Annotated in this window: 21 protein-coding genes; 6 read left to right on the forward strand and 15 right to left on the reverse strand. The window is 64.9% G+C overall.

Annotation, left to right across the window (positions count from 1 at the left end):
- Positions 1-40 precede the first annotated feature (40 nt).
- The 4 genes from NR193_RS19655 to NR193_RS19670 all read left to right on the forward strand — a co-directional run bounded on the left by NR193_RS19655 (position 41) and on the right by NR193_RS19670 (position 3,989).
- Positions 41-1,210, forward strand: coding sequence for an AI-2E family transporter (locus NR193_RS19655; RefSeq protein ID WP_256752440.1), 1,170 nt, complete (start codon positions 41-43; stop codon positions 1,208-1,210).
- A gap of 70 nt (positions 1,211-1,280) precedes the next feature.
- Positions 1,281-2,114 carry an arylamine N-acetyltransferase gene (locus NR193_RS19660; RefSeq protein WP_256752441.1) on the forward strand — a complete coding sequence of 278 codons (834 nt, stop codon included), beginning with the start codon at positions 1,281-1,283 and terminating at the stop codon, positions 2,112-2,114.
- The gene (locus NR193_RS19665; RefSeq protein ID WP_256752442.1) at positions 2,111-3,112 is read left to right on the forward strand and encodes an LLM class flavin-dependent oxidoreductase; all 1,002 of its coding nucleotides are present in this window, start codon (positions 2,111-2,113) and stop codon (positions 3,110-3,112) included. Before NR193_RS19660 ends, NR193_RS19665 begins: the two co-directional genes overlap by 4 nt.
- Before the next feature lie 82 nt (positions 3,113-3,194).
- The gene (locus tag NR193_RS19670; RefSeq protein ID WP_256752443.1) at positions 3,195-3,989 is read left to right on the forward strand and encodes an inositol monophosphatase family protein; all 795 of its coding nucleotides are present in this window, start codon (positions 3,195-3,197) and stop codon (positions 3,987-3,989) included.
- A 46-nt stretch (positions 3,990-4,035) separates the two neighbouring features.
- Here the strand turns inward: NR193_RS19670 and NR193_RS19675 are convergent, their stop codons facing one another.
- The 6 genes from NR193_RS19675 to NR193_RS19700 are packed head-to-tail and all read right to left on the reverse strand — an operon-like array spanning position 4,036 to position 11,103.
- Complete coding sequence (locus tag NR193_RS19675; RefSeq protein WP_091575693.1) at positions 4,036-4,497, reverse strand: MarR family winged helix-turn-helix transcriptional regulator; 462 nt, start codon at positions 4,495-4,497, stop codon at positions 4,036-4,038.
- The gene (locus NR193_RS19680) at positions 4,494-5,078 is read right to left on the reverse strand and encodes an amino acid synthesis family protein (protein ID WP_256752444.1); all 585 of its coding nucleotides are present in this window, start codon (positions 5,076-5,078) and stop codon (positions 4,494-4,496) included. Before NR193_RS19680 ends, NR193_RS19675 begins: the two co-directional genes overlap by 4 nt.
- On the reverse strand, positions 5,071-5,955 hold the full coding sequence (locus NR193_RS19685; protein WP_256752445.1) for a UPF0280 family protein: 885 nt from the start codon (positions 5,953-5,955) through the stop codon (positions 5,071-5,073). The genes NR193_RS19680 and NR193_RS19685 overlap by 8 nt, the downstream gene beginning before the upstream one ends.
- Positions 5,955-7,496 carry a 6-hydroxynicotinate reductase gene (locus tag NR193_RS19690; protein WP_256752446.1) on the reverse strand — a complete coding sequence of 514 codons (1,542 nt, stop codon included), beginning with the start codon at positions 7,494-7,496 and terminating at the stop codon, positions 5,955-5,957. Before NR193_RS19690 ends, NR193_RS19685 begins: the two co-directional genes overlap by 1 nt.
- Complete coding sequence (locus NR193_RS19695; protein WP_256752447.1) at positions 7,493-10,246, reverse strand: molybdopterin-dependent oxidoreductase; 2,754 nt, start codon at positions 10,244-10,246, stop codon at positions 7,493-7,495. Before NR193_RS19695 ends, NR193_RS19690 begins: the two co-directional genes overlap by 4 nt.
- Positions 10,243-11,103 (reverse strand): xanthine dehydrogenase family protein subunit M, encoded by an 861-nt coding sequence (locus NR193_RS19700; RefSeq protein WP_256752448.1) that lies wholly within the window; start codon positions 11,101-11,103, stop codon positions 10,243-10,245. The genes NR193_RS19695 and NR193_RS19700 overlap by 4 nt, the downstream gene beginning before the upstream one ends.
- A gap of 270 nt (positions 11,104-11,373) precedes the next feature.
- Here NR193_RS19700 and pncA point away from each other — a divergent pair, with 270 nt between their 5' ends.
- Both pncA and NR193_RS19710 read left to right on the forward strand, forming a co-directional pair.
- Positions 11,374-11,988, forward strand: coding sequence for a bifunctional nicotinamidase/pyrazinamidase (gene pncA, locus NR193_RS19705; RefSeq protein WP_256752449.1), 615 nt, complete (start codon positions 11,374-11,376; stop codon positions 11,986-11,988).
- Between the two features lie 46 nt (positions 11,989-12,034).
- The gene (locus tag NR193_RS19710; protein ID WP_256752562.1) at positions 12,035-13,444 is read left to right on the forward strand and encodes a sodium:proton antiporter; all 1,410 of its coding nucleotides are present in this window, start codon (positions 12,035-12,037) and stop codon (positions 13,442-13,444) included.
- 3 nt (positions 13,445-13,447) lie between these two features.
- Here NR193_RS19710 and NR193_RS19715 read toward each other — a convergent pair whose 3' ends face one another.
- The 9 genes from NR193_RS19715 to NR193_RS19755 form a co-directional block, all read right to left on the reverse strand.
- Positions 13,448-14,182 (reverse strand): ABC transporter ATP-binding protein, encoded by a 735-nt coding sequence (locus NR193_RS19715; RefSeq protein ID WP_256752450.1) that lies wholly within the window; start codon positions 14,180-14,182, stop codon positions 13,448-13,450.
- Positions 14,179-14,904 (reverse strand): ABC transporter ATP-binding protein, encoded by a 726-nt coding sequence (locus NR193_RS19720; protein ID WP_256752451.1) that lies wholly within the window; start codon positions 14,902-14,904, stop codon positions 14,179-14,181. The genes NR193_RS19715 and NR193_RS19720 overlap by 4 nt, the downstream gene beginning before the upstream one ends.
- Positions 14,901-15,863, reverse strand: coding sequence for a branched-chain amino acid ABC transporter permease (locus tag NR193_RS19725; RefSeq protein ID WP_256752452.1), 963 nt, complete (start codon positions 15,861-15,863; stop codon positions 14,901-14,903). The genes NR193_RS19720 and NR193_RS19725 overlap by 4 nt, the downstream gene beginning before the upstream one ends.
- Entirely contained in the window at positions 15,860-16,741 is an 882-nt protein-coding gene (locus NR193_RS19730) for a branched-chain amino acid ABC transporter permease (protein ID WP_256752453.1), read from the reverse strand. The genes NR193_RS19725 and NR193_RS19730 overlap by 4 nt, the downstream gene beginning before the upstream one ends.
- Before the next feature lie 164 nt (positions 16,742-16,905).
- Positions 16,906-18,210 (reverse strand): ABC transporter substrate-binding protein, encoded by a 1,305-nt coding sequence (locus NR193_RS19735; protein WP_091575683.1) that lies wholly within the window; start codon positions 18,208-18,210, stop codon positions 16,906-16,908.
- A 153-nt stretch (positions 18,211-18,363) separates the two neighbouring features.
- Complete coding sequence (locus NR193_RS19740) at positions 18,364-19,803, reverse strand: hypothetical protein (protein ID WP_256752454.1); 1,440 nt, start codon at positions 19,801-19,803, stop codon at positions 18,364-18,366.
- A gap of 436 nt (positions 19,804-20,239) precedes the next feature.
- Entirely contained in the window at positions 20,240-21,544 is a 1,305-nt protein-coding gene (pncB, locus tag NR193_RS19745) for a nicotinate phosphoribosyltransferase (protein ID WP_256752455.1), read from the reverse strand.
- A 147-nt stretch (positions 21,545-21,691) separates the two neighbouring features.
- On the reverse strand, positions 21,692-22,129 hold the full coding sequence (locus tag NR193_RS19750; RefSeq protein ID WP_256752456.1) for a hypothetical protein: 438 nt from the start codon (positions 22,127-22,129) through the stop codon (positions 21,692-21,694).
- A gap of 162 nt (positions 22,130-22,291) precedes the next feature.
- A complete protein-coding gene (locus NR193_RS19755) occupies positions 22,292-24,430 on the reverse strand; it encodes a caspase family protein (protein WP_256752457.1) in 2,139 nt (712 codons plus the stop codon).
- Positions 24,431-24,514: the final 84 nt, after the last annotated feature.

The following is a 24,514-nucleotide window of genomic DNA, read 5'->3' on the forward strand; positions in this document are numbered from 1 at the left end:
ACGGACTGCACCAATTGCGGTGCGCCGCCGAGGGACCACGATGAAAGCCGAACCCGCCGCTTCGGGCGCAGGCGTTGCCGATGAGCCGGATCCGCGCGTCGAGGCACGCGCGGACACGCATCTGATGCGTTCGCTGCTCGTCGGCATCTTCGTGTTCATGACCGTCTATGCGCTTTACTTCGCCCGCGCCTTCTTCATGCCGGTGATCCTGGCTTTCCTGCTGGCCTTGACGCTGACGCCGATCGTCCGGCTGCTGCGCAAGCGCGGCATTCCCGAAGTGGTTTCGGCGACCCTTCTGGTGCTGCTGTCGATCTGCGTCTTCGCCAGCGCCGGCTACCTGCTCAGCGGCCCGGTCATCGACCTCCTCAACAACACCTCGTCGATCGGCCAGCAGCTCACCGAGCGGCTGGCACAATTGCGGCGTCCGCTCGAGCGGATCATGCAGATCTCGCACCAGGTCGAACAGATGACCCAGACCTCGCAGGAGCCGGGCATACAGAAAGTGGCGGTGGCGCAATCCGGCATCCTGTCGGCGGCCGCCAGCAACATCCTGTCGGCGGGGACAAGCCTCACCATCATCTTCGTGCTGTCGCTGTTCCTGCTCGCCTCCGGCACGATGTTCTACGAGAAGATCATCCAGTCCTTCGCCAGCCTCAGCGAAAAGAAGCGGGCGCTGCGCGTCGTCTATGACGTCGAGCGCGAAATCTCGCATTACCTGCTCACCGTCGCCATCATCAATGTCGGCCTCGGCACCGTCATAGGACTCGGCCTGTGGGCGCTCGGCATGCCCAATCCGCTGGTCTGGGGCGTGGCCGCGGCGCTGCTCAACTTCCTGCCCTATGTCGGAGCATTGATGACCATCGTGCTTGTCGCGATCATGGCGCTGATCAGCTTCGACACCATCTCCTATGCGCTGCTGGCGCCGGCCTTCGTGTTGTTGTGCGATATCGTCGAAGGCCAGTTCGTCACACCCATGGTGGTCGGCCGGCGCCTCGAGATCAACGCCGTGGCGATCTTCATTGCCATCGCCTTCTGGTCATGGCTGTGGGGCTTCGTCGGCGCCTTGATGGCGGTGCCGCTGCTGGTCGTCATCAAGGTGTTCTGCGATCATTTCGACGGGCTCAGCCATGTCGGCAATTTTCTCGCCGCGCAGCAGACCGTGGTGGTTGTGGAGGAACCGACCGAGGAGGGCGGCAAGGCCTCCGCATAATCGGCGGCCCGTGTTTGCGGCACCCGGATCGAATGCCTATATCCGGCCAGTCAATGCCGGTGCCTGCCTCATGAGCGATGCTTCCTTCGATCTCGACGCCTATCTCACGCGCATCGGCTATGCCGGTTCGAGGGATGCGTCGCTGGACACGCTCAAGGCGCTGCATCTCATGCATCCGCAGGCCATCCCCTTCGAGAACATCGATCCGTTCCTCGGCAGGCCGGTTCGGCTCGACCTCGCCTCGTTGCAGGACAAGATCGTCGCCGGCGGTCGCGGCGGCTATTGCTTCGAGCACAATCTGCTTTTTATGCATGCGCTGAGGGCACTCGGCTTTCAGGTCAGCGGCCTTGCCGCGCGGGTGCTTTGGGGCCAGCGCGAAGACGCCATCACCGCGCGCGGCCACATGCTGCTGAGCGTCGAACTCGACGGCCGCACCGTCATCGCCGATGTCGGTTTCGGCGGCCTGACCTTGACCGCGCCGCTGCTGCTCGAGCCGGGCCGCGAACAGACGACCCCGCACGAGACCTTCCGCATCGTCGAGACGGACGATCATTTTCGACTGCAGGCCGCCATCGGCGGCGACTGGCGCTCGCTCTACCGCTTCGACCTGCAGCCGCAATATGAGGTCGACTATTCCGTCACCAACTACTTCCTGTCGACCCACCCGACATCGCATTTCCTCTCTTCGATCCTCGCCGCGCGCGCCCTGCCGGACAAACGTTACGCACTGCGCGGCAATCGCCTGTCGATCCACCACATTGGCGGCCGCAGCGAGCAGAAGGAAATAGCCACTGAAGCCGAACTCGCCGACACGCTGCAGGGCCAACTCGGCATCGTCATTCCCGACCGCGCCGCCTTCGAAGCAAGGCTGCGCGAAAAGAACATCGTGGAGATCAACGCATGACAGACCTTTCCGTCCTCGACCTGTCGCCGATCGTCGAAGGCAGCGATGCCTCGCAGTCGCTCGCCAACTCGCTCGATCTTGCCCGCCATGCCGAGCGATTGGGCTACAAGCGCTACTGGCTGGCCGAGCATCACAACATGCCGGGCATTGCCAGCGCGGCGACCGCGGTCGTCATCGCCCATGTCGCCGGTGGCACCAGGACCATTCGCGTCGGCGCCGGCGGCATCATGCTGCCCAACCATTCGCCGCTGGTCATTGCCGAACAGTTCGGCACGCTGGCCGCCTTGCATCCGGGCCGCATCGATCTCGGCCTTGGCCGGGCGCCCGGCACCGACATGGGCACTGCGCGGGCGCTGCGCCGCAACCTCGAGGCCGGGGTCGACAATTTCCCACAGGACGTCGTCGAACTGATGGGTTATTTCCAGCCGGCCGAGGAAGGCCAGCGCATCCGCGCCGTGCCAGGCGAGGGCCAGAACGTGCCGATCTGGATTCTCGGCTCCAGCCTCTACGGCGCCCAACTCGCCGCCATGCTTGGCCTGCCCTATGCGTTCGCCTCGCATTTCGCGCCGGCGGAACTGGACAATGCGCTGGATATCTACCGCTCGCGCTTCCAGCCGTCGGACCAGCTCGACAAGCCGCATGTCATGCTCGGCCTCAACGTCTTTGCCGCGCCCACCGATGCCGAGGCGCGATTGCTGTTCACTTCGTTGCAGCAGGCCTTCGTCAATCTGCGCACCGGCAGGCCCGGAAGACTGCCGCCGCCGGTCGAGAACTATGACCGCGATCTCGATCCGATGGCCAGGACCATGCTTGACCAGGCGCTGTCCTGCGCCGTCGTGGGTTCCCCGGAAACGGTCAGGCAAGGCATCGATGCCTTTGTCCGCCGCACCGGCGCCGATGAGCTGATGGTCACCGCGCAGATCTTCGATCATGCGGCTCGGGTGCGGTCGTTCGAGATCCTGGCCGAAGCCCACAAATCGCTGTCGCAGGCGGCCTGAAATTTATCGGCCGCCAAGCGCTTTTGCGGACATCGATGCTCTGCTAAGTGCGGTGCATCCATAGGCAAGAGCGAGCTTTCCGGTGACATATGATCTCGACGCACGCATGCAATTCGCCATCGATCTGGCGCGGCGGGCCGGCGAACTCGGCCTGAAATACTTCCGCGACCTCGACAGCCTGACCATCGAGAGCAAGGGTCATCAGGACCTCGTCTCGCAAGCGGATCGCGAGGTCGAACTGTTCATCCGCGCCGCCATTGCCAAGGACTATCCGCAAGACGGCATCGTCGGCGAGGAACATGCCTCGGTCGCCGGCTCGACCGGCGATGTCTGGGTCATCGACCCGATCGACGGCACCGCCAATTTCGTGCGCGGCATCCCGGCATGGTGCGTGGTGATCGCTTGCGCCAGGGACGGAGAGACGGTGGTTGGCGTCATCCACGAGCCGTCGACCGGCGAGACCTTCCACGGCAGGCTCGGCGGCGGCGCCTTCGTCAATGGCAAGACGATCAAGACAAGCGCGGCCACCAGCCTGGCAGAAGGATCTGTCGGGACCGGATTCTCAAACCGGGCGGAAACCGGACATGTCGCCGTGCTGATCCGCATGCTCCTCGCCGATGGCGGCGTCTTCTTCCGCAACGCGTCCGGTGCCTTGATGCTTGCCTATGTCGCTGCCGGCCGGCTGCTCGGCTATGTCGAAGAGCACATGAACGCCTGGGATTGCCTGGCCGGCATGCTTTTGATCGAGGAGGCCGGCGGCAAAATCGTCAAGCCCGATCCGAAGACGGTGCTGCAGAGCGGAACGCTGGTGATATCGGGGGGCAAGGGTGTCTTTTGGAAGCTGCAGGAGCTTTGTTCGGAGGCGTTCAAGCTCTGATCCTGATCCAGCGTGCTCAACCTGGAATGAAATCGATCACTGCCGCTCAGGCCAGTTTGGCCAGCAGCTTCATGAAGGTGGCGATCTCCTTGGCCGAGAGCGGCGCCAGCGTCTCCTGGGTGATCTCGCGGGCCAGCGGGATCAGGCGCTCGACCGCGTCGCGGCCCTCCGCCGTCAGATTGACCAGCAGCCGCCTTTTGTCGACCTCATGCTTGGAGAGCTCGACCAGGCCGCGCGCCTTCAGCCGGTCGATGACACCCTTCACCGTCGCCGCATCCATGGCGATCAGCGTGCCGAGCTGGTTCTGCGAGGTCTCGCCGACGTCGCGCAGTTTGGCCAGCGCCGCGAATTGCGGCGGCGTCAGATCGGCGATACGCGCGGCGAAGATCGAGACATGGCGCTGATGCGCCTTGCGCAGGATGAAGCCGACCTGCTCCTGCAGGCGATAGTCATTTTCGTCGGGCTCTTCGGCCTCGACCAGTTTGAGCAGATTGTCCTCGCCGCTCACCGCAGCCCGTCCCAGGCCTTGATATCCTTGGCCGCCAGGCCGCCCATGCGGTCGTGCACGCGCGGGCCGCAGGTCATGGCGAGGCAGAACAGGATCTCGTCGGGGCGCGGCCCATCGCTGATGCCGACTTCCATGGCATCGAAATGGCTGCGCACATAGGCGGCGTTGATGTGGCCGAGCGGCACGTCGAGTCGCGAGCCGAAGGCGCCGACCTTCTTCGCCGACGGCACGATCGCCTTGGCGTCGCCGAGCCGCTCGCGCATGGCGTAGCCGCCCGGCACATGCCACAGCGCGCCGTGCTCCAGCTCGCCTGATGTGCCGACAATGGCGCCCTTGCCGTAACCATCGATCTGTTTCGCGTCGCCGCCCAAGGCGGCGATCAGCCGGTCTGCGAGCAGCAGCCCGAGCGGCTTCAGGTCATCCATGGCGCTCTGCAAGTCCTCGACATAGCGCCCGGCGAACGGGTTCTTGACCAATGCCATCGCGGCGGCGCGCCGGCGCGGCACCTTGGCCGCTGGCCCGCCATCGTGAAAGATCTCTTCGGTCAGAACCGCGATCTTGCGGATCGGAAACTCAGGCATGGGCAACTTCCTTCCCTGGGATTTTGTTGGGCGCGGCAAGCGCAACCGAGCCACTGATGCGGGCCTCACCGCCAAGAAACAGCGCCGATCCGGCTATCAGCCCGCGCCGGCGAAAATCTTCGGCGACGGCAAGGCCATTGTCCAGCGCCCGTGCGACCTCGCCAAATGCAAGCGTTCCGACGGCTTGTGTCACTAGGCGCGGGCCGAGATCGCTGTCGGGCGACAGTTCGTGCGCGGGAACGCGCCTGATGGCGGGATTGCCGGGCAGGTCGACGGCGTTGGCAATGAGCGTCGCCGCCGCATCGGCCTCGGCGCCAGTCCGCGCGAGAACGGTGACGGCGTCGGCAATGCCAAGCGAAAAGGAGCGGCCGCGCCAGCCGCTGGTTGCAACGCCGCGAACGCCATCTTCTGAGCGAATGGTGATCCGGTCGGCCAGGCCGTTGCCGGTGCCGGCAACCGCCAGACCCATCGACTGGCCGGTGCCGATATGGAGAGCGCTGTCGCCGCCATTGTTGACATATGCGCGATCGAGCTTGCGGCCGGCAAGCAGCGCGGCGAGCATTTCGTCGGCTACCGATCCAGCAACGGCCGCCATTGGTGTTATGAAGCATTCCGCCAAGGGCATGACGGCTGCTTCCATGCGGCGCGCCGTCGGGCCCGCGAAGGTACGCGGCGCCAGGAAAAACGCCGGGAGCCGCAATTCGGGAAGCTCCTCGACCAGCTCGATCAGGATCGTCTGGAAGCGCGCAACCGCCTGCTCATAGGCGAGGCGGCATTCGTGCGCCTCGCCAACGGCCTCGACGATCAGGTCGATCGGCCCGTGGTTGAGATGCAGCCGCTTGCCGTCCTGCAGCCAGTGCGCTTGCGGGCCGTTCATCATCCGGCCCCGTTCGATCCGGAGCGCCGCAACTGCGCCAGCGGCGGCCATGGATTGCCGGTCTCGGCGCCGGTGCCACGACGCGGATTGAGATATTCGCCACCGTTGGCAACGATATCGTCGACGCTGCGGATCTCGGCCTCGTAGCCGCCGAGCCTGATGTAGTCGTCGCGGCGCAGTGTGAATTCGATCGGCGCCACCAGTGCCGGCGTCGGCACATAGCCGAAGGCGCCTTCCGGCACCCTGGTGACATCGACCATCAGCGTGATGCCGCCGCCCGGCCAGACATAGACCGGCGCGCCACCGACCGTCACGTAAGTGGTCAGGCCTTGCACGGAACGGGTGAGATTGACCGGGTTTTCGGTGACGCCGGCGCGCAGCGAGCCGCCGGCGCCGCCGACGAACAGCACGGTGCACAGCGCCGGCTCGCAATTGTCCTCGATCAGCCCGACCGACTTTTGCAGCCGCTCCGGAAACGGTTTTTGGACCGGCTTCAGATCGTCATCGAGTTCGTAGTAGGCGAACTGTTCGCCGGTGGTCGAAACCATCAGCAGCGACAGGCCGGGCCGCGCGCCCTTCTTGGCGTTCCATTCGCCGAGGATCGACAGCGGATCGGAAATGCTGGTGCCGCCCCAGCCGAGGCCGGGCTCGGAGACCTTGAAATAGCGGCCGGGTGTAGAACGGCGGCCGATGATCTTGATCCCGGTATCCTGCCAGCCCAGCACCTTGCCGGCCTGATGCTCGGAAACGACGCCGGTGATGTGATCGTCGACCACCACCACCTCGTCGACGAGGCCGCGCCATTGCGTGGCGAACATGCCGATCGTGGCCGAACCGCAGCCGACGCGCATACGGTGTTCCTGCTTGCCGTCGATGACGGGTGGCTTGCCGGCTTCGACGATGATGGTGGCGCCGCCGTCGATGGCGAGTTCCACCGGCTTGCGGTTGCACAGATCGAGCAGCGCGTCGCAGGTGGCGCGGCCTTCCGACTTGGAGCCGCCGGTGAGATGATGCACGCCGCCCAGCGACAGCATCTGCGAACCATATTCGCCCGTGGTGACATGGCCGATCGCCTCGCCTTGCGACCGCACTATAGCCGTTTCGGGTCCGATATGACGGTCGGTGTCGATCTTCACCTTGACGCCGCAGTAGGAGAAGATTCCCTCGGTAACCACAGTGACGAGATCGACGCCTTCCACCTCCTGGCTGACGATGAAGGGGGCCGGCTTGTAGTCGGGATAGGTGGTGCCCGCACCGATGGCGGTGACGAAGCGGCGGCCGATGTTGATCAGTTCGCCCTCCCATGCCTCGCCCTCGGCAACGAACGGCACCACGGCGGCGCCGGTCTCCGCCGCATGGTCGAGGATGGTCAGTGGGTCCATCCGCACGATCCTGCCGCCGACATTGCCGTAGCGGTCGCAGGCGCCGGTGCGGCCATCGGCGATGTAGCACATCACCGGGCAGGCATCGCAGCGGATCTTCTCCGCCACCAGCTTCTCGCCGGGATCATGTGTTTCGAAGCGTTCGGCAAGCTCGCTCATCGGCGTGCCTCCTTGTCGCGAATGGCGGCGCGGATACGCGTCGGCGTCGCTGGAACCTTGGTGACCAGGACGCCAGTGGCGTGCCTGATGGCGTTGAGGATCGCCGGTGCCGTCGGGATCAGCACATGCTCGCCCAGGCCCTTGGCGCCGAACGGACCTTCCGGGTCGGGAACCTCGATCAGGATCGTCTCGATCGGCGGCACGTCGCCGATGGTCGGGATGAGATAATCGTGCAGATTCTCGGTGCGGCCGGGGATATATTCTTCCATCAACGCCATGCCGATGCCTTGCGCGATGCCGCCCTCAATCTGGCCCTCGACCAGCAGCGGGTTGATCGCCTTGCCGACATCGTGCGCGGCGGTGATCTTGATCAGCTTCACCGTGCCGAGCTTGAGGTCGACCTCCAGCTCGGCGATCTGCGCGCCGTAGCCGTAGACCGCATAAGGCTTGCCCTGGCCCTTGGCATCGAGCGGCAGTGTCGGCGGATCGTACGTCTCCTCGGCGCGGAAGACGAAGCCATCTGCATCCTCGTCAAGAGCGGCAAGCTCGATGCGGCGAGCGGCGTCACCCTCGCGGATGACGATCGCCGAGCCGTCCAGCTGCAGGGACGCCTTTTCGGAGACATTGGCAAAGCGCAGGATCTTTTCGCGCAAGGCGCGGCCGGCCTTCTCGGCCGCCTTGCCGGTGACGAAGGTCTGGCGCGAGGCCGATGTCTTGCCGGCATCGGGGGTGATCGCCGTGTCGGCGCTCTTCAGCCGGAATTTTCCCAGCGGCAGGCCAAGCGCGTCGGCGCAGATCTGGGCTATGACCGTATTGGAGCCCTGGCCGATATCGACGGCGCCCTGATGCAGGACGACGTCGCCGGAGGGCGAGATGCCGACCCTGATGGTCGACGGATTGGGCAGCGAGGTGTTGCCGCAGCCGTACCAGCAGGAAGCGATACCAACGCCGCGCCTTTTATTTATATTAGCAGAATTGAATGTATCTGCATCGGCGTTCGCGCGCGCCCAATGCGGCCGCAAGGATTCGAGGCATTCGGCGATGCCGACACCGGAGTCCAGCCGCTGCCCGGTGACCGTTTCGGAGCCGTTCCGAAGGCAGTTCTTCAGGCGAAAGTCGAGCCGGTCCATGCCGAGCTTGCCGGCCAGTTCGTCGTAGAGCGTTTCCTGCATGATCGTCGCTTGCGGCACGCCGAAGCCGCGAAAGGCGCCGGAAATCGGACCATGCGTGTGGATGGCGCGGCCCTCGGCGCGGTAATTGGGCGTCGCATAGGGGCCGGAAGCATGCACCGGCACGCGGTTGGCGACGGTCGGGCCCCAACTGGCATAGGCGCCGGTGTTGAAATCGCCGGCAAAGATCATGCCGGTGACATGGCCGTCGGCATCGGCGCCGATGGTCGCCTTCATCTCCGAGGGGTGGCGCTTGGTGGTCGACATCATCGATTCGTTGCGGGTGTAGGCGAGCGCTGCCGGGCGGCCGGTCTTCAGCGCCACCAGCCCGATCAGCGGCTGCAGCGACACGTCGAGCTTCGAGCCGAAGCCGCCGCCGGTCGCGGTCGGCACGATACGCACCTTGTCGGCGGCAAGGCCGAGCACCTTCGCGGTGTCGTCGCGGTCCATATAGGGCGCCTGGGTGCAGGCGACGACGACCAGCGTGTCGCCGTCCAGATAAGCATAGCCGGCTTCCGGTTCGATATAGGCATGCTCGACATAGGAGGTTTCGATCGCGCCGGAAACGGTGATGGCAGCGCCGGCAAGCGCCGCCTCGGGGTCGCCGCGCTCGACGAAGCCTGAGGTGAGCAGGTTCGCCGGGCGGTTCTGATGGATCAGCTCGGCACCACTGGCCTGCGCTTCGCTAGGCTGCAGGAGATGCGGCAATTCGGTCCAGCGGACCGGGAAGTCCGACAGGTCCAGATCGAGGATGGCCTCGCGCTCGCCGGCAACCAGCGCCACTGCTTCACCACGCAGGCGCGCAAACCCTTCGGCCAGTGCAGGCTGGTCGGCGAACGGACCGATGACGCCGAAACAGTTCTTTCCCGGAATATCGGCTGCGGTGAACACGCCGGCGATGCTGGGATGGGCTTTCGTCCAGCCCTCGAGGTCACCGAAGGCGAAGCTGGCGTGATAATGCGGCGAGCGGATCACCAGCACCGCCAGCGCATCGGCGGGGAAGGAATCGCCGCCGAATTTCTCGCCGCCGGTGACCTTCGGCACGCCGTCGAGCCGGACCGGGGAGGAGCCGATCGCATGGCCGGATTGGGGCAAGCGGAAATCGAGGCCGGCTGCCTGCAAGGAGGCATCCATCACCGCCGCGATGATCTTCCGGTAGCCGGTGCAGCGGCAGAGGATGCCGCCCAGCGCATCCTGCACTTCGGTCTCGGTCGGGTTGGGTTTCGCGTCCAGCAGCGCAGTCGCTGCAACAAGCAGGGCTGGCGTGCAGATGCCGCATTGCGCGGCGCCATGGGCGAGGAACGAGGCCTGCAACGCCGACAGCCGGCCATTGGCGAGCCCCTCGACGGTCGTAATCGCCGTCTCCGCGGCGGAAGCCGCCGACATCAGGCAGGCGCAGACGGGATCGCCATCGACCAGCACCGTGCAGGCGCCGCAATCACCGGCGTCGCAGCCGACCTTGGTGCCGGTCAATCGCAATTCGTCACGCAGCACGGAAGACAGCCGGCGCAGCGGGGGCACGTTGACCGAGATGGCCGCGCCATTGACTTCGAAGGCGATATCGGCGCGATCTGAACTCATGCGGCCACCTTGTCGCCTGCTAGCTGCCCTGTAGCGGCAAGAACGGCGCGGGCAACGATCTCGCGCACCGCATCGAGCCGGTATTCGGCGCTGCCGCGCACATCGGCGATCGGCGACAGTTCAGCCATCGGCGCGGACAGGACCGCATCGGCGAGCGATGGACCGACAGCCAGTCCGCGCAAGGCGGCCTCGACGCCGGCAAGCCTTCTGGCCACCACGGAGCAGGAACCGGCGGCGACGGCAGCATCCCTGACAGCGCCATTCTCCACGACCAGACGCGCCGCCACCATGGCGATGGAAATGACGAGATAGCGCCGCGCGCCGAGCTTGACGAAGGCCGACGTTCCGGTGGCGCCAGGCTTGGCCACGCGGATTGCCGTGACCATCTCGCTCGCCTGCAGGGCAGTGCGGCGATTGCCGAGAATGAAATCCTGCAGCGGCAGGTGGCGGGTCGCCACTGCTGAACGCAGTTCGACCTCGGCATCGAGCGCCAGCAGGCCCGGCACGCCATCGGCGGCCGGCGAAGCGTTGCAGAGATTGCCGGCGACCGAGGCGACGTTCTGGATCTGCGCCGAGCCAACCTCGCGCGCCGCCTGTTTCAGCGCATCGAAGGCCGGCGGCAAGGGATGGCGGATGATGTCGGTCCAGGTCGTGCGCGCGCCGATGACCCAGTGGCTGCCAGTCTCGGCGATGCCGCGCAGCTCGGCCAGGCCATTGATGTCGAGGACATTGTCGCGGAAGGGCTTGCTGCCTTGCGCTGGGTAGAAATCGGTGCCGCCGGCAAGGATGCGCCAGGCGCCCTCGCCGAGTAGAGCGAGCGCCTCGTCGACCGTGGTGGGTTTCGCGTAACGGATCACGCTTTACCTTCCAGAAAAGAGGGCCTTCCAGAAATGGGTGTTTCGAAAGACCTTGCCAGCATCGGAACTGGCTAAATTCATTCGTATGCAAATGATATCAAGCCGGCGGGAATTGTCAAAGCCGGAGTTTGCTGCGGCTCGGCCGGCACGTATTTGTTATACCGCCAGAGGTTGACGCAGCCGGCCATCTGGTCAAGTTTCTGCGTCCGGTCGCGTCCGCGGCACTTTTTCACTGGAGCACGCTCCCAGGACAGCCCACAAGGAAGCCCCATGGCCGACGAAGCGCTTGTTGTCATCGACCTGCAGAACGACTTTTGCCCGGGCGGCGCGCTGGCGGTTGCCGGTGGCGACGAGATCGTGCCGCTGGTCAATGATCTGATCCGGCGAACCGACCATGTCGTGCTGACGCAGGACTGGCACCCCGCCGGCCATTCGAGCTTTGCCTCCAGCCATCCAGGCTCACTGCCCTTCACGACGGTCGAGATGCCCTACGGCCAGCAGACGCTGTGGCCGGATCATTGCATCCAGGGCAGTATCGGCTCGGATTTCCATTCCGGCCTCGCCTGGACCAAGGCCGAGCTTGTCATCCGCAAGGGATTTCGGTCGGAGATCGACAGCTATTCGGCCTTCTTCGAGAACGACCGGACGACGCCGACCGGCCTTGCCGGCTATCTGCGCGAGCGCGGCATCGACAGGCTGACCCTGGTCGGCCTGGCGACCGACTTCTGCGTTGGCTTTTCAGCGCTGGACGCCGTCAAACAGGGGTTCAAAATCACCGTTCGCCTCGATGCCTGCCGTGGCATCGATCTCAACGGTTCGCTTGAAGCAATGCTGCAGCGCATGCGCGACGCCGGCGTGACGCTTGAAGACCATTTGTCGGACTGAACGGACAGTGGGGCGTCAGGGGGGCTTCTTGCGGACCACGGGGGTGATGGCGGGCGCGGCGATCGCCGTCGCGGCGCTGTTTCCAGCCCAGGCCTTCGCGGCAGAGGGACACGGCCTGCCCGGCGCCTCGATGTCGCTGTGGTGGGCGCTGCCCTTTGCCGGCCTGCTCCTGTCGATTGCCACGGGGCCGCTGCTGTTCCACCATGTCTGGGAGCATCACTACGGCAAGATCACGGCGCTTTGGTCAGCACTGGTGGTGGTGCCGCTGGTCGCGGCCGTCGGCGTCCCCGCGGCCGCCGAAGCTGTGCTGCATACCGTGCTCACCGAATATATGTCGTTCATCATCCTGCTGTTCGCGCTGTTCACCATTTCGGGCGGTATCCTCCTTGCCGGCAACATCCATGGCACGCCGCTGGTCAATGCCGGACTGCTGCTGGTCGGCGCCATTCTCGCCTCCATCATCGGAACGACCGGCGCCTCGATGATCCTGATCCGGCCGATCCTGCGCGCCAACGACGCCAGGCGGTTCAATGCCCATGTCGTCATCTTCTTCATTTTCCTGGTGTCCAACATTGGCGGCTCGCTGACGCCCTTGGGCGATCCGCCGCTGTTCGTCGGCTTCCTGCGCGGCGTCGACTTTTTCTGGACAACGACGAACCTCTGGCGCGAGACGCTGTTCGTCAGCGCAGTAGTGCTGATCGTCTTCCTGGCGATCGACATCGTCCTGCATCGCCGCGAGGCCGGCGCGCCGAAGATCAAGGACCCGACGCCGGACAAGGCCGTGCGCCTGCGGGGGCTGCCCAACATCCCGCTCCTGGCCGGCGTCATCGGTGCGATCCTGCTGTCGGCAAGCTGGAAGCCGGGCGTGAGCTTTTCCATCCTCGGCGTCAGCCTCGAGCTGCAGAACCTGATGCGCGACGCGATCATCCTGGCGCTCGCCTTCCTTTCGCTTGCCGTCTCGCGCAAGAGCCATCGGGAGGCGAACGGCTTCAACTGGGGCCCGATATCGGAAGTCGCGAAACTGTTTGCCGGCATCTTCATCTGCATCGTGCCGGTCGTCGCCATCCTCAGGGCGGGCCACGACGGCGCATTGGCGCCATTGGTCGCGCTGGTCACTTCGCCAACTGGCCAACCCAACGACCTCGCCTATTTCTGGCTGACCGGAGCGCTGTCGTCCTTCCTCGACAATGCGCCGACCTACCTGGTGTTCTTCGAACTCGCCGGCGGCGATCCACGGCATCTGATGACGGAAGCCGCCCCGACATTGGCGGCGATATCGGCCGGCGCCGTGTTCATGGGCGCCAACACCTATATCGGCAACGCACCCAACTTCATGGTCTATGCCATTGCCAGGCATGGTGGCGTGAAAATGCCGGGCTTCTTCGGCTACATGGCGTGGTCTGGCCTCGTGCTGATCCCGACCTTCTTGATCGCCGGATTCCTGTTCTTCGGGTGAACCTCACCCGACGCCGACATAGCGGCGGACCGCCGACGGATCGGCGCGCAGTTGCTCGACATCGACTGTCTCGCGGTTGCGGCCATTTTCGATGAAGCACACGCGGTCGGCGACGGACAACACGGCATCGACGCGCTGTTCGACCAGGATGGTGGAGACGCCCATGCCGCGCAGCTTCGCCACCGTTTCGCGGATCTTGGCGATCATCGACGGCATCAGCCCCTCGGTCGGCTCGTCGAGCAACAGCACCCGCGGCTCGAGGCAGAGCGCACGCGCCATCGCCAGCATCTGCTGCTCGCCGCCGGACAGCGTGCCGGAGCGCTGCCTGAGCCGCTGACGCAGCAGCGGGAACAGGTCGAGCACGTTTTCGCGCGTCGCCTTGCCCTTGCCGCGCGCCATCAGCCCGATCTCGATGTTTTCCGCCACCGTCATCTCGGCGAACAGCCGCCGGCCTTGCGGCACATAGGCGACACCGGCCTTCGGCACCTCATGTGCCGGCAGGCCGGTCAACTCCTGGCCGTCGAGCCTGATCGAGCCGGCCCTGACCGGAACCAGTCCCATGATCGCCTTCAGCGTCGTCGTCTTGCCGGCGCCGTTGCGGCCGAACAGGCACAGCACCTCGCCCTTGTTCAGCACGAGGTCGAGACCGTAGAGCACCTGGACCTCCCCATAGAAGCAGTCCAGTCCCGAGATCACCAGCGCCTCAGGCTTTGTCTCCGCCTTGTTCGTTTCAGTCATGGGGCGGTCCCCAGATAGGCGTCCTGCACCGCAGCGTTTTCGCGGATCGCTTCCGGCGTGCCTTCGGCCAGGATCTTGCCGGCGTTGAAGACGGTGATGCGGTCGGCCAGATGCATGACCACGGGCATGTTATGTTCGATCAACAGCACGGTGGCGTTTTTGGCGATCTCGCGCACCAGGGTGATGAAATTGTCGATCTCGCTGTCGGCCAGACCTTGCGTCGGCTCGTCGAGGATCAGCAGGCGCGGCTTCAGCGCAAGGCCCATCGCCACTTCCAGCAGGCGCTGATGGCCATAGGACAATTGTCCGGCCGGCATGGCGGCTTGGTCGGCAAGGCCGGTGCGTTCGAGCGCCGCCATGACGGCGGCCTGTATCGCGCTCTTGGAATGGCCATGCCGCAGCGTCAGTTGCGCGGGCAGCGCGACGTTGGCGTAAACGGACAGGTTGGCATAGACGCTGGTGATCTGGAACGTGTAGGCGATGCCCATGCGGACGCGGGCATAGGCAGGCAGGCCCGTAATATCGGCGCCGTCGAAGACGATCATGCCGGAAGACGGCTGGATGCGGCCGCTGACCAGGCTGACGAAGGTGGTCTTGCCGGCGCCGTTGGGGCCGATGACGGCGCGGATCTCGCCCGGCATCAAGGTGAAATCGACATTGTCGACGGCGCGCAGGCCGCCGAAATTGCGCGACAGGCCTTTCGTCGTCAGAAGAGGCGTCATGGCAGCCACCCGAGCCAGCGCTGACGGATGCTGCCGAGAATGCCCTTGGGGAAAAACAGCACCAGCAGGATCAGTGCGATGCCGACGATCAGCAGATAGGCGGAGGTGTAACCGCTGGTGATGTCGATGATATAGTACATGAACAGCGTGCCGAGCAGCGGCCCGAGCGTGGTGGCGGCGCCGCCGAGCAGCACCCACAGCAACGGCAGGATCGAGTATTGCACCGAGGCGAAGCTCGATCCGACATAGCCGAACAGCAGCGCGTAGGCAGCGCCGGAGGCGGCGCAAATGGTGCCGGAGAGAACGACGGCCGCGAGCTTGTTGGAGAAGGTGTCGTAGCCGAGCATCTTCGTCCGTTCCTCGTTCTCGCGGATGGCGACCAGCACGCGGCCATATCGGGAGCGGACGATGGCCAGTGTGATCAGCAGCACGAGCGAGAACAGCACCAGCGCCGTCATGTAGCGCACGGTCGGATTGGTGAGGTCGAGCGCGGTCGCGCCGAAAGTGAGGACACGCGCCGGCTGCGGCACGACCATGCCCTGGTCGCCACCGGTCCACGCCGCGAAGTAGAGGATGAGGAGGTAAAAGACCTGCGCGAACATCATGGTGACGATCATGAAGGCGACGCCCGTGGTGCGCAACGCCAGCAGCGCGATGACCAGGGCCAGAACCGCGCCGCAGGCAATCCCGCTGAGCATTGCCGCCGGCACGCTCCAGCCGAGCTGGATGACGGCAAGGCCGGCGCCGTAGAGCCCGGCGCCGAAGAACATGGCATGGCCAAGGCTGAGCAGGCCGACATAGCCGAACAGCATGTTGTAGCCCATGGCGAAGACCGCCAGCACCATGATGCGGGCGAGCAGGCCGTGATAATAGTCCGGCAGCAGGAAGCTCAGCAGGAAGAGCAGCGCGATGACGCCGAGATGCAGGCCGTAGGCCTTTGCCGGCGAAGCTTCGCTCATCGCGATGCCGTCCCGAACAGGCCCTGCGGCCGGAACACCAGCACCATGGCGACGAGAAGCGTGGCGATGATCTTGGCCAGTGTCGGCGAGAAGAACATCGAGATGATGCCGTCGGACAGGCCGATCAGCACGGCGGCGACGACGGTGCCGCGCAGCGAGCCGAGACCGCCGATGATGACGACGATGAAGGACAAGAGCAGCGGATCCTGCCCCATCAGGTAATGCGCCTGGCTGATCGGCACGATCAGCACCGCGGCGACAGCCGCCAGCATGGCGCCGAGCGCGAAGACGCCACCATAGACGCGGTCGACCGGAATGCCGAAGGCCTGCGCCGTCTCGCTGTCATACTGCGTGGCGCGCATGATGAGGCCGATCCTGGTCCGGGTCAGCACCAGCCACGTCGCCACCAGCAGAAGCGCGGAAGCGGCGATGATCGACAATTTGTAGCCGGAATAGCCGAACCACGGCAAAAGGATGCGGTAGCTGAAGGGCGGCTCCACCGGGCGCGCCTCCGGACCGTAGAAGGTCAACGCCAGCTGCTGGATGATGTAGAGCATGCCGATGGTGGCAACGATGGTGGCTTCCGGATTGTAGTCGAGCCGGCGCAGCACCAGCTGTTCGGCGATCAGCGCAATGGCGCCGACGATCAGCGGCGCAATCACCAGTGCCGCCAGGAAGCCGAGCGCAGGGTGGCCGCCGATCGCGGTGGTGATCGCCCAGGCAAGCACCGCGCCAAGCATGAAGAACTCGCCATGCGCGACATTGACCACCCGCATCACGCCGAACACCAGCGACAGGCCAAGCGCCGTCAGCGCCAGCACGGCGGCGGTGACGAGGCCTTCCAGGGCGGCGAGGAGAAGGTGGGGTCCGAAGGCCATTCAGGGCGCCCTTACCCTCCCCCTTGTAGGGAGGGTGACCGCGCAGCGGTCGGGTGGGGGGGGAATGGGGCATGGGCCGTCGCGGCCCCCACCCCGTCTCATAGGCTTCGCAAGGTGCGAAGCCTATTCGCCGACCCTCCCCACAAGGGGGAGGGTAAGGCGCCTCACAGCGCCTGCGTCGTATAATCGCCCTCGGCCTCGTAAAGCCCGTCCTCGATCTTGGTCTTGTGGACGACCTTCAGCTTGCCGCCTTCGACCTTCGAGATGTTCTGGATGCCGAAGCACTGGTGGATCTTGCCGTTGAAGGTCTTTGGTCCCTGCGGATGCTCGGGTCCCTCGGCGAACTCGGTCAGCGCTTCGGTCGCCTCGACCAGCTTGGCGCGGTCTTCCGGCCCCTTGTAGCCGGCGTCTTCCATCGCCTTCTTGACGACGTAGAGCGTCTCCCAGCAGCCGAACATGTGCGAGGCGGTGGAGATATCCTTGGGATCGCCGACGGCGGCGCCATTGTCGTCGATGCCGACGGCGGCGCGGTAGGCCTTCTGCGCGGCGGAATCGTCAGGCTGCGCATAGCGCGGCGAGCCTTCCCAGAAATGGCTGCCGTCGAGGAATTCCAGCCCGGGGCTGTTGATGTCGGTGGCCTCGAGCGAATCCATGAAGCCGAACAGTTGCGGCCGGTTGGAGCCGTAGAACTCGCCGAGTTCCTTGACGAAGGTGAGCACCGCCGGGCCTACCATGACGTGGTAGAGCACCTCGGTCTCGGCCGGGATCTGCGGGAAGTATTTCGTGAAGGAGGATTCCGTCGGCGGGATGGCGATCTGGGCGATGACGTCGGCGCCTTGCGCCTTCAGCGCCGGCGGCAGGTAGTCGCGATGGTCGTAGCCGAAGGCGAAATCCGGGAAGATCATGGTGACCTTCTTGCCGACATTGCCCGCGATCCACGGCGCCATTGCCTGGATCTGGCTCTTCACGTCGGTGATGCCGGGCTGGAAGACATAGCGATTCAGCTTGGTCGAGGCGACATGGTGGCCTTCGCTGACGACAAAGTAGGGGATCTTGGCCTCGCCGGCGGCGGGCGCGGAGCCGATGACGACGTGCGAGAACAGCGTGCCGAAGACGATGTCGGTCTTGTGCTGGGTGGCGAACTTGCCGACCACCTCGGCGCCACGGCCGGGATCGGTGCCGTCATCCTCGATGATCACCTCGACCTGGCGGCCATTGATGCCGCCGGCGGCGTTGATCGCCTTGATCGCTGCGGCGGTGGTCTTCTCGTACCAGCGGCCATAGGCGGCGCCGATACCGGTGCGGTGCGATTGGAAGCCGATCTTGATCGGCGCCGAACTCTGCGCCTGCGCATAGCGGACGAAACCCGGGGCGACAGCAAGGCCGGCGCCTGCGGCCAGCCCCTTCAACGCCGTGCGGCGGGTGAGGGCAGTCTTGGAGAGGTCGAAAAATCCGTTCTTGTCAGCCATGTTCGTTCCCCTGTTCTTCAGTCTTGACCAACGATAAGGCGGCTTCGGCATCCTCGCTCAGATGGTGCAAAAATTGCATGTATACAAACTAAATCACCAAAGCCCCGACGTGGCAAGCGAGCTTTCCCCGACGACATCGGAGCCGCTCTTTTCTCATCCGGCGGTCGGCGTGGCAAGCAACCAGAGGCCGAAGACCGTATAGGCGATCATCAGCACGGTGAGCGGAAACTGGCTGAGTGCGGCACGCGCCGGCATCGGGTGCAACCGTCCGGCGAAGCCGTGGGCGACGAGGACGGCGAGCACATGGCCGAGGATGATGGCGCCGGCCTGGAGATTCCATAGCCACCACGCGGAATCCGCGCCGGCAACGATTCCGGCTTCGATCTGCATGTCGGCGGTGCCGAACAGGTTCCAGCCCAGCGCGAACGGGTCGGACAGCGCCGCAAGCGCGTATTGGCCGTCGACGAGCAGCGCCGTCAGATAGTGCGCGACATGATAGGCGAGCGCGATCGGCACGATCGACCATACCAGAAGGCCGGCGGCTTGGCTGAATGGTTGATCGCTGCCGGCAAGACGCTGGCCGAGCCAGACGGCAAGCATGAACACCGCCGCCAGCAGCACGAAGGTCAGGACAAGCCCGAGAGTGCCGCTGCCGATCATGGCGGTGCGCCCGGGGAACTCGAGCGGATTGATGCCGAACAGGCCGAGCCAGAAGAAGGTTTTAGACAGGCCGTCGAAGGACACCGACGACAGGGCCAACAACAGAAAGGCGATGCCGCTGATCGGCAGCGGCTCGGCGGCGAGCAGTTTGGCGCCCGGCCAGCACAGGCCGAGCCGGCCGGTTTCGTTGCGCTCGACGACGGCGAAACGCGCCACCATCGAGAAGAAGACTGTCAGGAATTCGCCGCTGCGGCTCCAGTCACGGTAGCCGAACACCAGCATGGCGAGGAAGGTGAGCAGCCAGTAGAGGCCGGCGGCTGCGGCGAGCCGTGCCGGATCATCGGGGGCTGGATCGACGAGCTCGAACCAGGCAAAGGCGAAAAACAAGATGACGGCTGGCCAGCGACCGAGCCAGCGGGGAAGGTGCAGTGCCGCTTCATCGCCTGTGCCGAACAGCCGTGAGACGACGCGCCACGGCCCGTACCACGGGTTCAGCCATGACCAGAGATCGCCGAAGACACCTTGCAGCAGCGTGGCGCCACCCCACAGCAGGGTCCAGATCACCAGAGGCAGCGGATTGGAGAGCGGGTCGCGGCTGCCGAGGACGCCGGCGGCGATCAAAATTGCAAAGCCGGCAAAGGATATCAGGCTGACGGCGGCCCGAGCGCCGTCACCGAATGCAAAAAGCGGCAGCCGGCGGCGCCAGAAACGCTCGAGCCAGTCCGCCGGCAGCAACGCCAGAACGAGGAAACTGACGGCCACGGCGAAGGCGCCGCCGGCCAGATAATAGCCGGTCGGCAAGAGAAGGACATGGCCACGGTCGGAGGCATGGGCGAAGGCGGGGGAGGGCGAGACGAGCCAGAGCGCCGCAAGTAGTATCGCCAACCCCAGACGACAGCGCTCCACGGCGCCCCCCTCTGTCCTGCCGGACATCTCCCCCACAGGTGGGGAGATCACACGGTTATCTTCGGAAGGGAGCCTCTGCCGTTGAGGACTGGCGCCTGCTCGGATAGCTTGGCACCCTTCCTCTCCCCCGTCGATCGGGGGAGAGGTGTCGAGCGCAGCTCGACGGAGTGGGGGTCGACCCTGGCGCGGGTCAAGACGATGCTTGCGCGTGGTCCTCTTTCCTATGTCCGTTGCGGCGGTTGCCGAGTGGTTCCCCCACTCCGTCGCCGCTTCGCGGCGCCACCTCTCCCCCCTCCGGAGGGAGAGGAAAGGAGCCTCTGCCGGGTCATCGAGCAATCTCGTCAAGCGGTTGACACAACGGTTTTTGAAATGTGTGCATGCTGTAGCCCCCTTGAGGGGGAGATGTCCGGCAGGACAGAGGGGGGGCGCCAAGGAACTCAGCCTGTCCTAGAGCTCGCCACCCTCAAACCTTGACCAGTTGCTCCACGCGGTCCTTCTCACCGAAGATGCCGATATAGCGCTCGATCTCTTTCTCGTCGCCGGTCGCCTTGGCCGGATTGTCGGAAAGCTTGACCGCCGGCCGGCCATTGGCTTCGGTGACCTTGCAGACCAGCGATATAGCGTCCAGGCTCTTGGTCTCGGTCGGCGCGCAACCTTCGAAATCATTGGTCAGGTTGGTGCCCCAGCCGAAGGACATACGCACCTTGCCCTTGAAATGGCGGTAGGTCTCCTCGATGGTTTCGACCTCGAGCCCGTCGGAGAAGATCAGCAACTTCTGCCGGGGATCCTTGCCCTTCTCGCGCCACCAGGACAGGATCTTCTCGCCGCCTTCGATCGGCGGCGCGCTGTCGGGGCGAAAACCGGTCCAGTCAGCCACCCAGTCCGGCGCGTCGCGCAGGAAGGAGGCGGTGCCGAAGGCATCGGGCAGCACGATCAGCAGATTGCCGCCATAGTAGCGCTGCCAGTCCTGCAGCACCTTGTAGGGCGACTGTTTCAGTTCCTTCTCCGAATTGGCGAGTGCTGCAAACACCATCGGCAATTCATGCGCATTGGTGCCGAGCGCTTCGAGGTCGTTGTCCATCGCCAAAAGCACGTTGGAGGTACCGGTGAAAGCCTCGCCGATGCCTTCCTTCAACGCCTCGACGCACCAGCGTTGCCACAGGAAGGAATGCCGCCGGCGCGTGCCGAAGTCGGAAATGCGGATGCCGGGGAGCGCCTTCAGCCGCTCGGTCTTGGCCCACATCTTGGCCTTGGCGCGGGCATAGAGCACATCGAGCGCGAAGGGGCCGAAGGCGCGCATGGCCGCGCGAGATCGAAGTTCGTTGATGATGGCGAGCGCCGGAATCTCCCACAACGTGGTATACATCCACGGACCGCTGAAGGTGAGCTCGTACTGGCCATCGCGCCTGCAGAGCTCGTATGCGGGCAGCCGGAAATTCTCCAGCCAGGCGAGGAATTCCGGTTCGAAGATCTGCTTGCGGCCATAGAAATTGTTGCCGCCGAGCCAGATCATTTCCTTCTTGGAAAAGCGCAGCGTGCGCGCATGGTCGAGCTGTTCGCGCAGGTCGCCTTCATCGATCTCGTCCGCCAACCGCACCGAAGTGGTGCGGTTGATCAGGGTGAAGGTGGTGTCGACCTTGGGATACATGCCCCAGATCATCTGCAGCATCAAAAGCTTGTAGAAATCGGTGTCGAGCAGGCTGCGCACGATCGGGTCGAGCTTCCAGGTGTGGTTGTAGACGCGCCGCGCAATATCGGTCTTAGCCATATTTCAACACCGCCTTCGCTGCCTGCTGTCCACACCGCGACAGGCCTCATAGCATCGAATTGCCCAAAACGCTGCCCGGTTTCAGGCTGGCCCGACAAAAAGAAAACCCTGCGGCAAAGCCGCAGGGCTCAGTTCGTGATCGCAGGATCAATAGCAGTAGTAGGCGTATTCGCAGTAGCCGTTCCAGTAGCAATAGTACTGCCAGTAGCAGACGGCCTTGGAGTTGGCCTGAGCCAGGGTGCGTACGTCGCCGGCCACCTTGGTGATCAACTCGTCGCCCTGGGCCAGCCCTTCGGCCTTCTTGAGCACCGCTTCGATGTCGAAGTTCGCGCCCTTGTCGCCCTGCTGGCCATCGGCCAGGACGCGGCCGGGAACGCTTGCCACCATCTTGGCGGCGGTGACGAGGGCAAGCGGATCGCCCTTGGCTTCGCCATAGCTTTCGAGAGCCCGTGCCGTCTCCAGAATCTGGCGGCCCTCGGCCTGCTGGGCTGCGGAAATGTCCGGTTTCTTGTCTTCCGCAAGCGAGGCGCCGGCGGTCAGGCTGGTTGCGGCCAGAAGGCCGGCAAGAAGCAGTTTCTTGATCATTGGTCAGTCCTCCGTTGTGTCAGTTTCACTACCGCCGGCTACCCATCGGTTTTTCCGGCGCTTCCCCAATCCGATGCCGCCTCCCTTCGCAGCGAAACCAGTTGCGGACCTTGCAGGCGCCGGCCCTGACGGCGCCAATTCGTTCTGCTGCCCAGGCAGCCTCTATTTGCCCTTCACGGTCGTGAAGGGCCTGATATCGATCGACATTTCCTCCTCGATGCGCGGCGATTTGCTGGTCGAGTCCCGCGTCATGTCGTTCAGGCTCGTCGAAACCAGATTGTGCAGTTCGGCGATCTCCGGTGCATCGTCGTTCGCCGCGGCATCGCGCAGGCCCTCCTGCTCGAGATTGTCGAAGACAGTATGCACCTTGCCGAGGCCCGGCACCGCAATGAAGACCAGGCGCTCGTCGCTGGCTGTCGGCGAGCCGGGATCGATCTGGGCGATGTCGGCGCTCTTCTCGTCGCCGGAGGCTATCCGGTTGATGGTTGCCTGCGCCGGCCACAGCGTGGTGATCGAGAAATCCTGGCCGATCAGCAGCACGGTCACATCAGCCGGTTTGGCTCCCGTATTGCGCATTCTGACCGATATGATGTCGCAATCGCTCAGGCGTGGCGCCGGCCCCGCCTCGACCGGCGGCCCATAATTGGCGCGATCGTCGGAACAGGCGGCTCCGCCAACAGCTTGCGGCTTTGCGGTTGAAATCAGCACCTGCGATTCCAGCCCGATGGCTTGCCCGGCCGCACTGCCGGCCAGGCGTTGCAGGGCCAGGGCGCGGGCTATCCGGTTGATTGCCGCGGCCACGGTCGAAGCCGCGGCGGCTGGATTGCCAGGCAAGGTCAGGCGCGGTGACGAACCCGGCCCGCTTTGGTCGACCTGCCCGCCGGTGGCGGAAAAGGCCAGTTTGCCGTCGACCAGGGCGACGGCAATGTCGTAACCGCTCGAGCGCATCGACACGCGCCGAGACAGCGCCTCGGAGCCTATCGCCGCGCGAAGGGCCGTAATCACAGGTTCGTAGTCCTTGCCGTCGGTCGGGTCCATCCGGACGGGCTCCGACAGCGTGACCGAGAGATCGACGCCGGGCTCGACGACACGGGCGAAGCGGCCTTTCTTGAAGGAGGCGGCATCGGGCGCGGCCGGGCAGGAGCCGTTCTCGGAGCTCGGCATAGAACACGGCCAGGCGACCTGCGTGACGACGCTTTTGGTCGCGCCCGCGCTCTCCACGACGCCATAGGCCACGGCGTCCGCCTCGGGGGCGGCGGCATCGGTGTAGAGCGCGACGATGGCGCCGTCGTTCAGGCCGGCGAGCTGGCCGGCTTGAAGGTTTCCGGCATAGATTGGCCACTGCCGGATCGCGGCGGCCTTGCCCAGTCTGAGCACCGGTTCATCGAGCAGGTCGCCCTCCAGGTCCGGTGTCTGTGTCGCCATCAGCGTGTTGCGCTTGATGTCGGCGACCACGGCCTGATGCAGCGTCCGGTATGTCAGGTCCGGCGTCTGGTTGAGCCGGCTCAGCATCGTGTAGGTGAAGACGCCATAGCTTTCGCCGTCGGCGGCGCCCTTCGGCGTTTTCTCCAGGGCCACCTCGGTCGTCTGGGCGGCATAGAAGAAGGCGGCTCGGCCACGGCCTTTCGGCAGCGCCTTGCGTTCGAGAACAAGCGACCGGACTGCCGAACCAGCGCCCTCCGGCACCCCGAGATCGGCCGGATCGACGGCGCGGGCGCGAGCGTCATCGCCGGCAATGTCGCGAAAACCGGTGGCGGAGTGGCAGGCATCGATGATGCCGAAGAAGTCGGCGCCTTTGTCGAGGATGCGCTGGACGCGCTCGCCGAGTTCGTCATCGACAATCGCACGGTCGACGCCTTCGCCGTTCCAGCGGCCGATGTCATAGGGAAGGAAAATCTGGTCGAGACCGCCTTCCTCGTCGCCATTCAGGTCCGGCTGCTGCGAGCCGTGGCCGGAGAAATAGAAGATGACGAGATCGCCATTGGCGGCCGTGTCCGCGAGATGATCGAGGCCGGCCAGAACCGATTGCCTTGTGCCGGGACCCGGCGCCGACACGCCGTCGGCCAAGTCCTTGACCCCATCGGCCAGGACGGTGACATCCCTCGCCCGCACACCCAGACGAACGAGCGTGTTGGCCACTTCACGGGCATCGTTCTTCGGTCCGACAAGGTGAATGGCTTCCGGAAGATTCGGATAGCCCGATACCCCGACGATAAGCGCTCGGGTCTCCGCATGCACCAAGGTACAGCCAAGCAGAAAAGCACTGGCAAAAACGCACGGCCACCCCAAGCGCACAGTCATGTCGCTCGCCCGCCACTATTTTAGCCCCAGCTCACATTCGCAACCAAGGCAGCCCATGTCCAGTTAAATCGCCAAGTTGGGCGC

Origin of the sequence: Mesorhizobium sp. Mes31 (genome assembly GCF_024519675.1) — a bacterium.
In the GTDB taxonomy this organism is placed as follows: Bacteria; Pseudomonadota; Alphaproteobacteria; order Rhizobiales; family Rhizobiaceae; genus Mesorhizobium.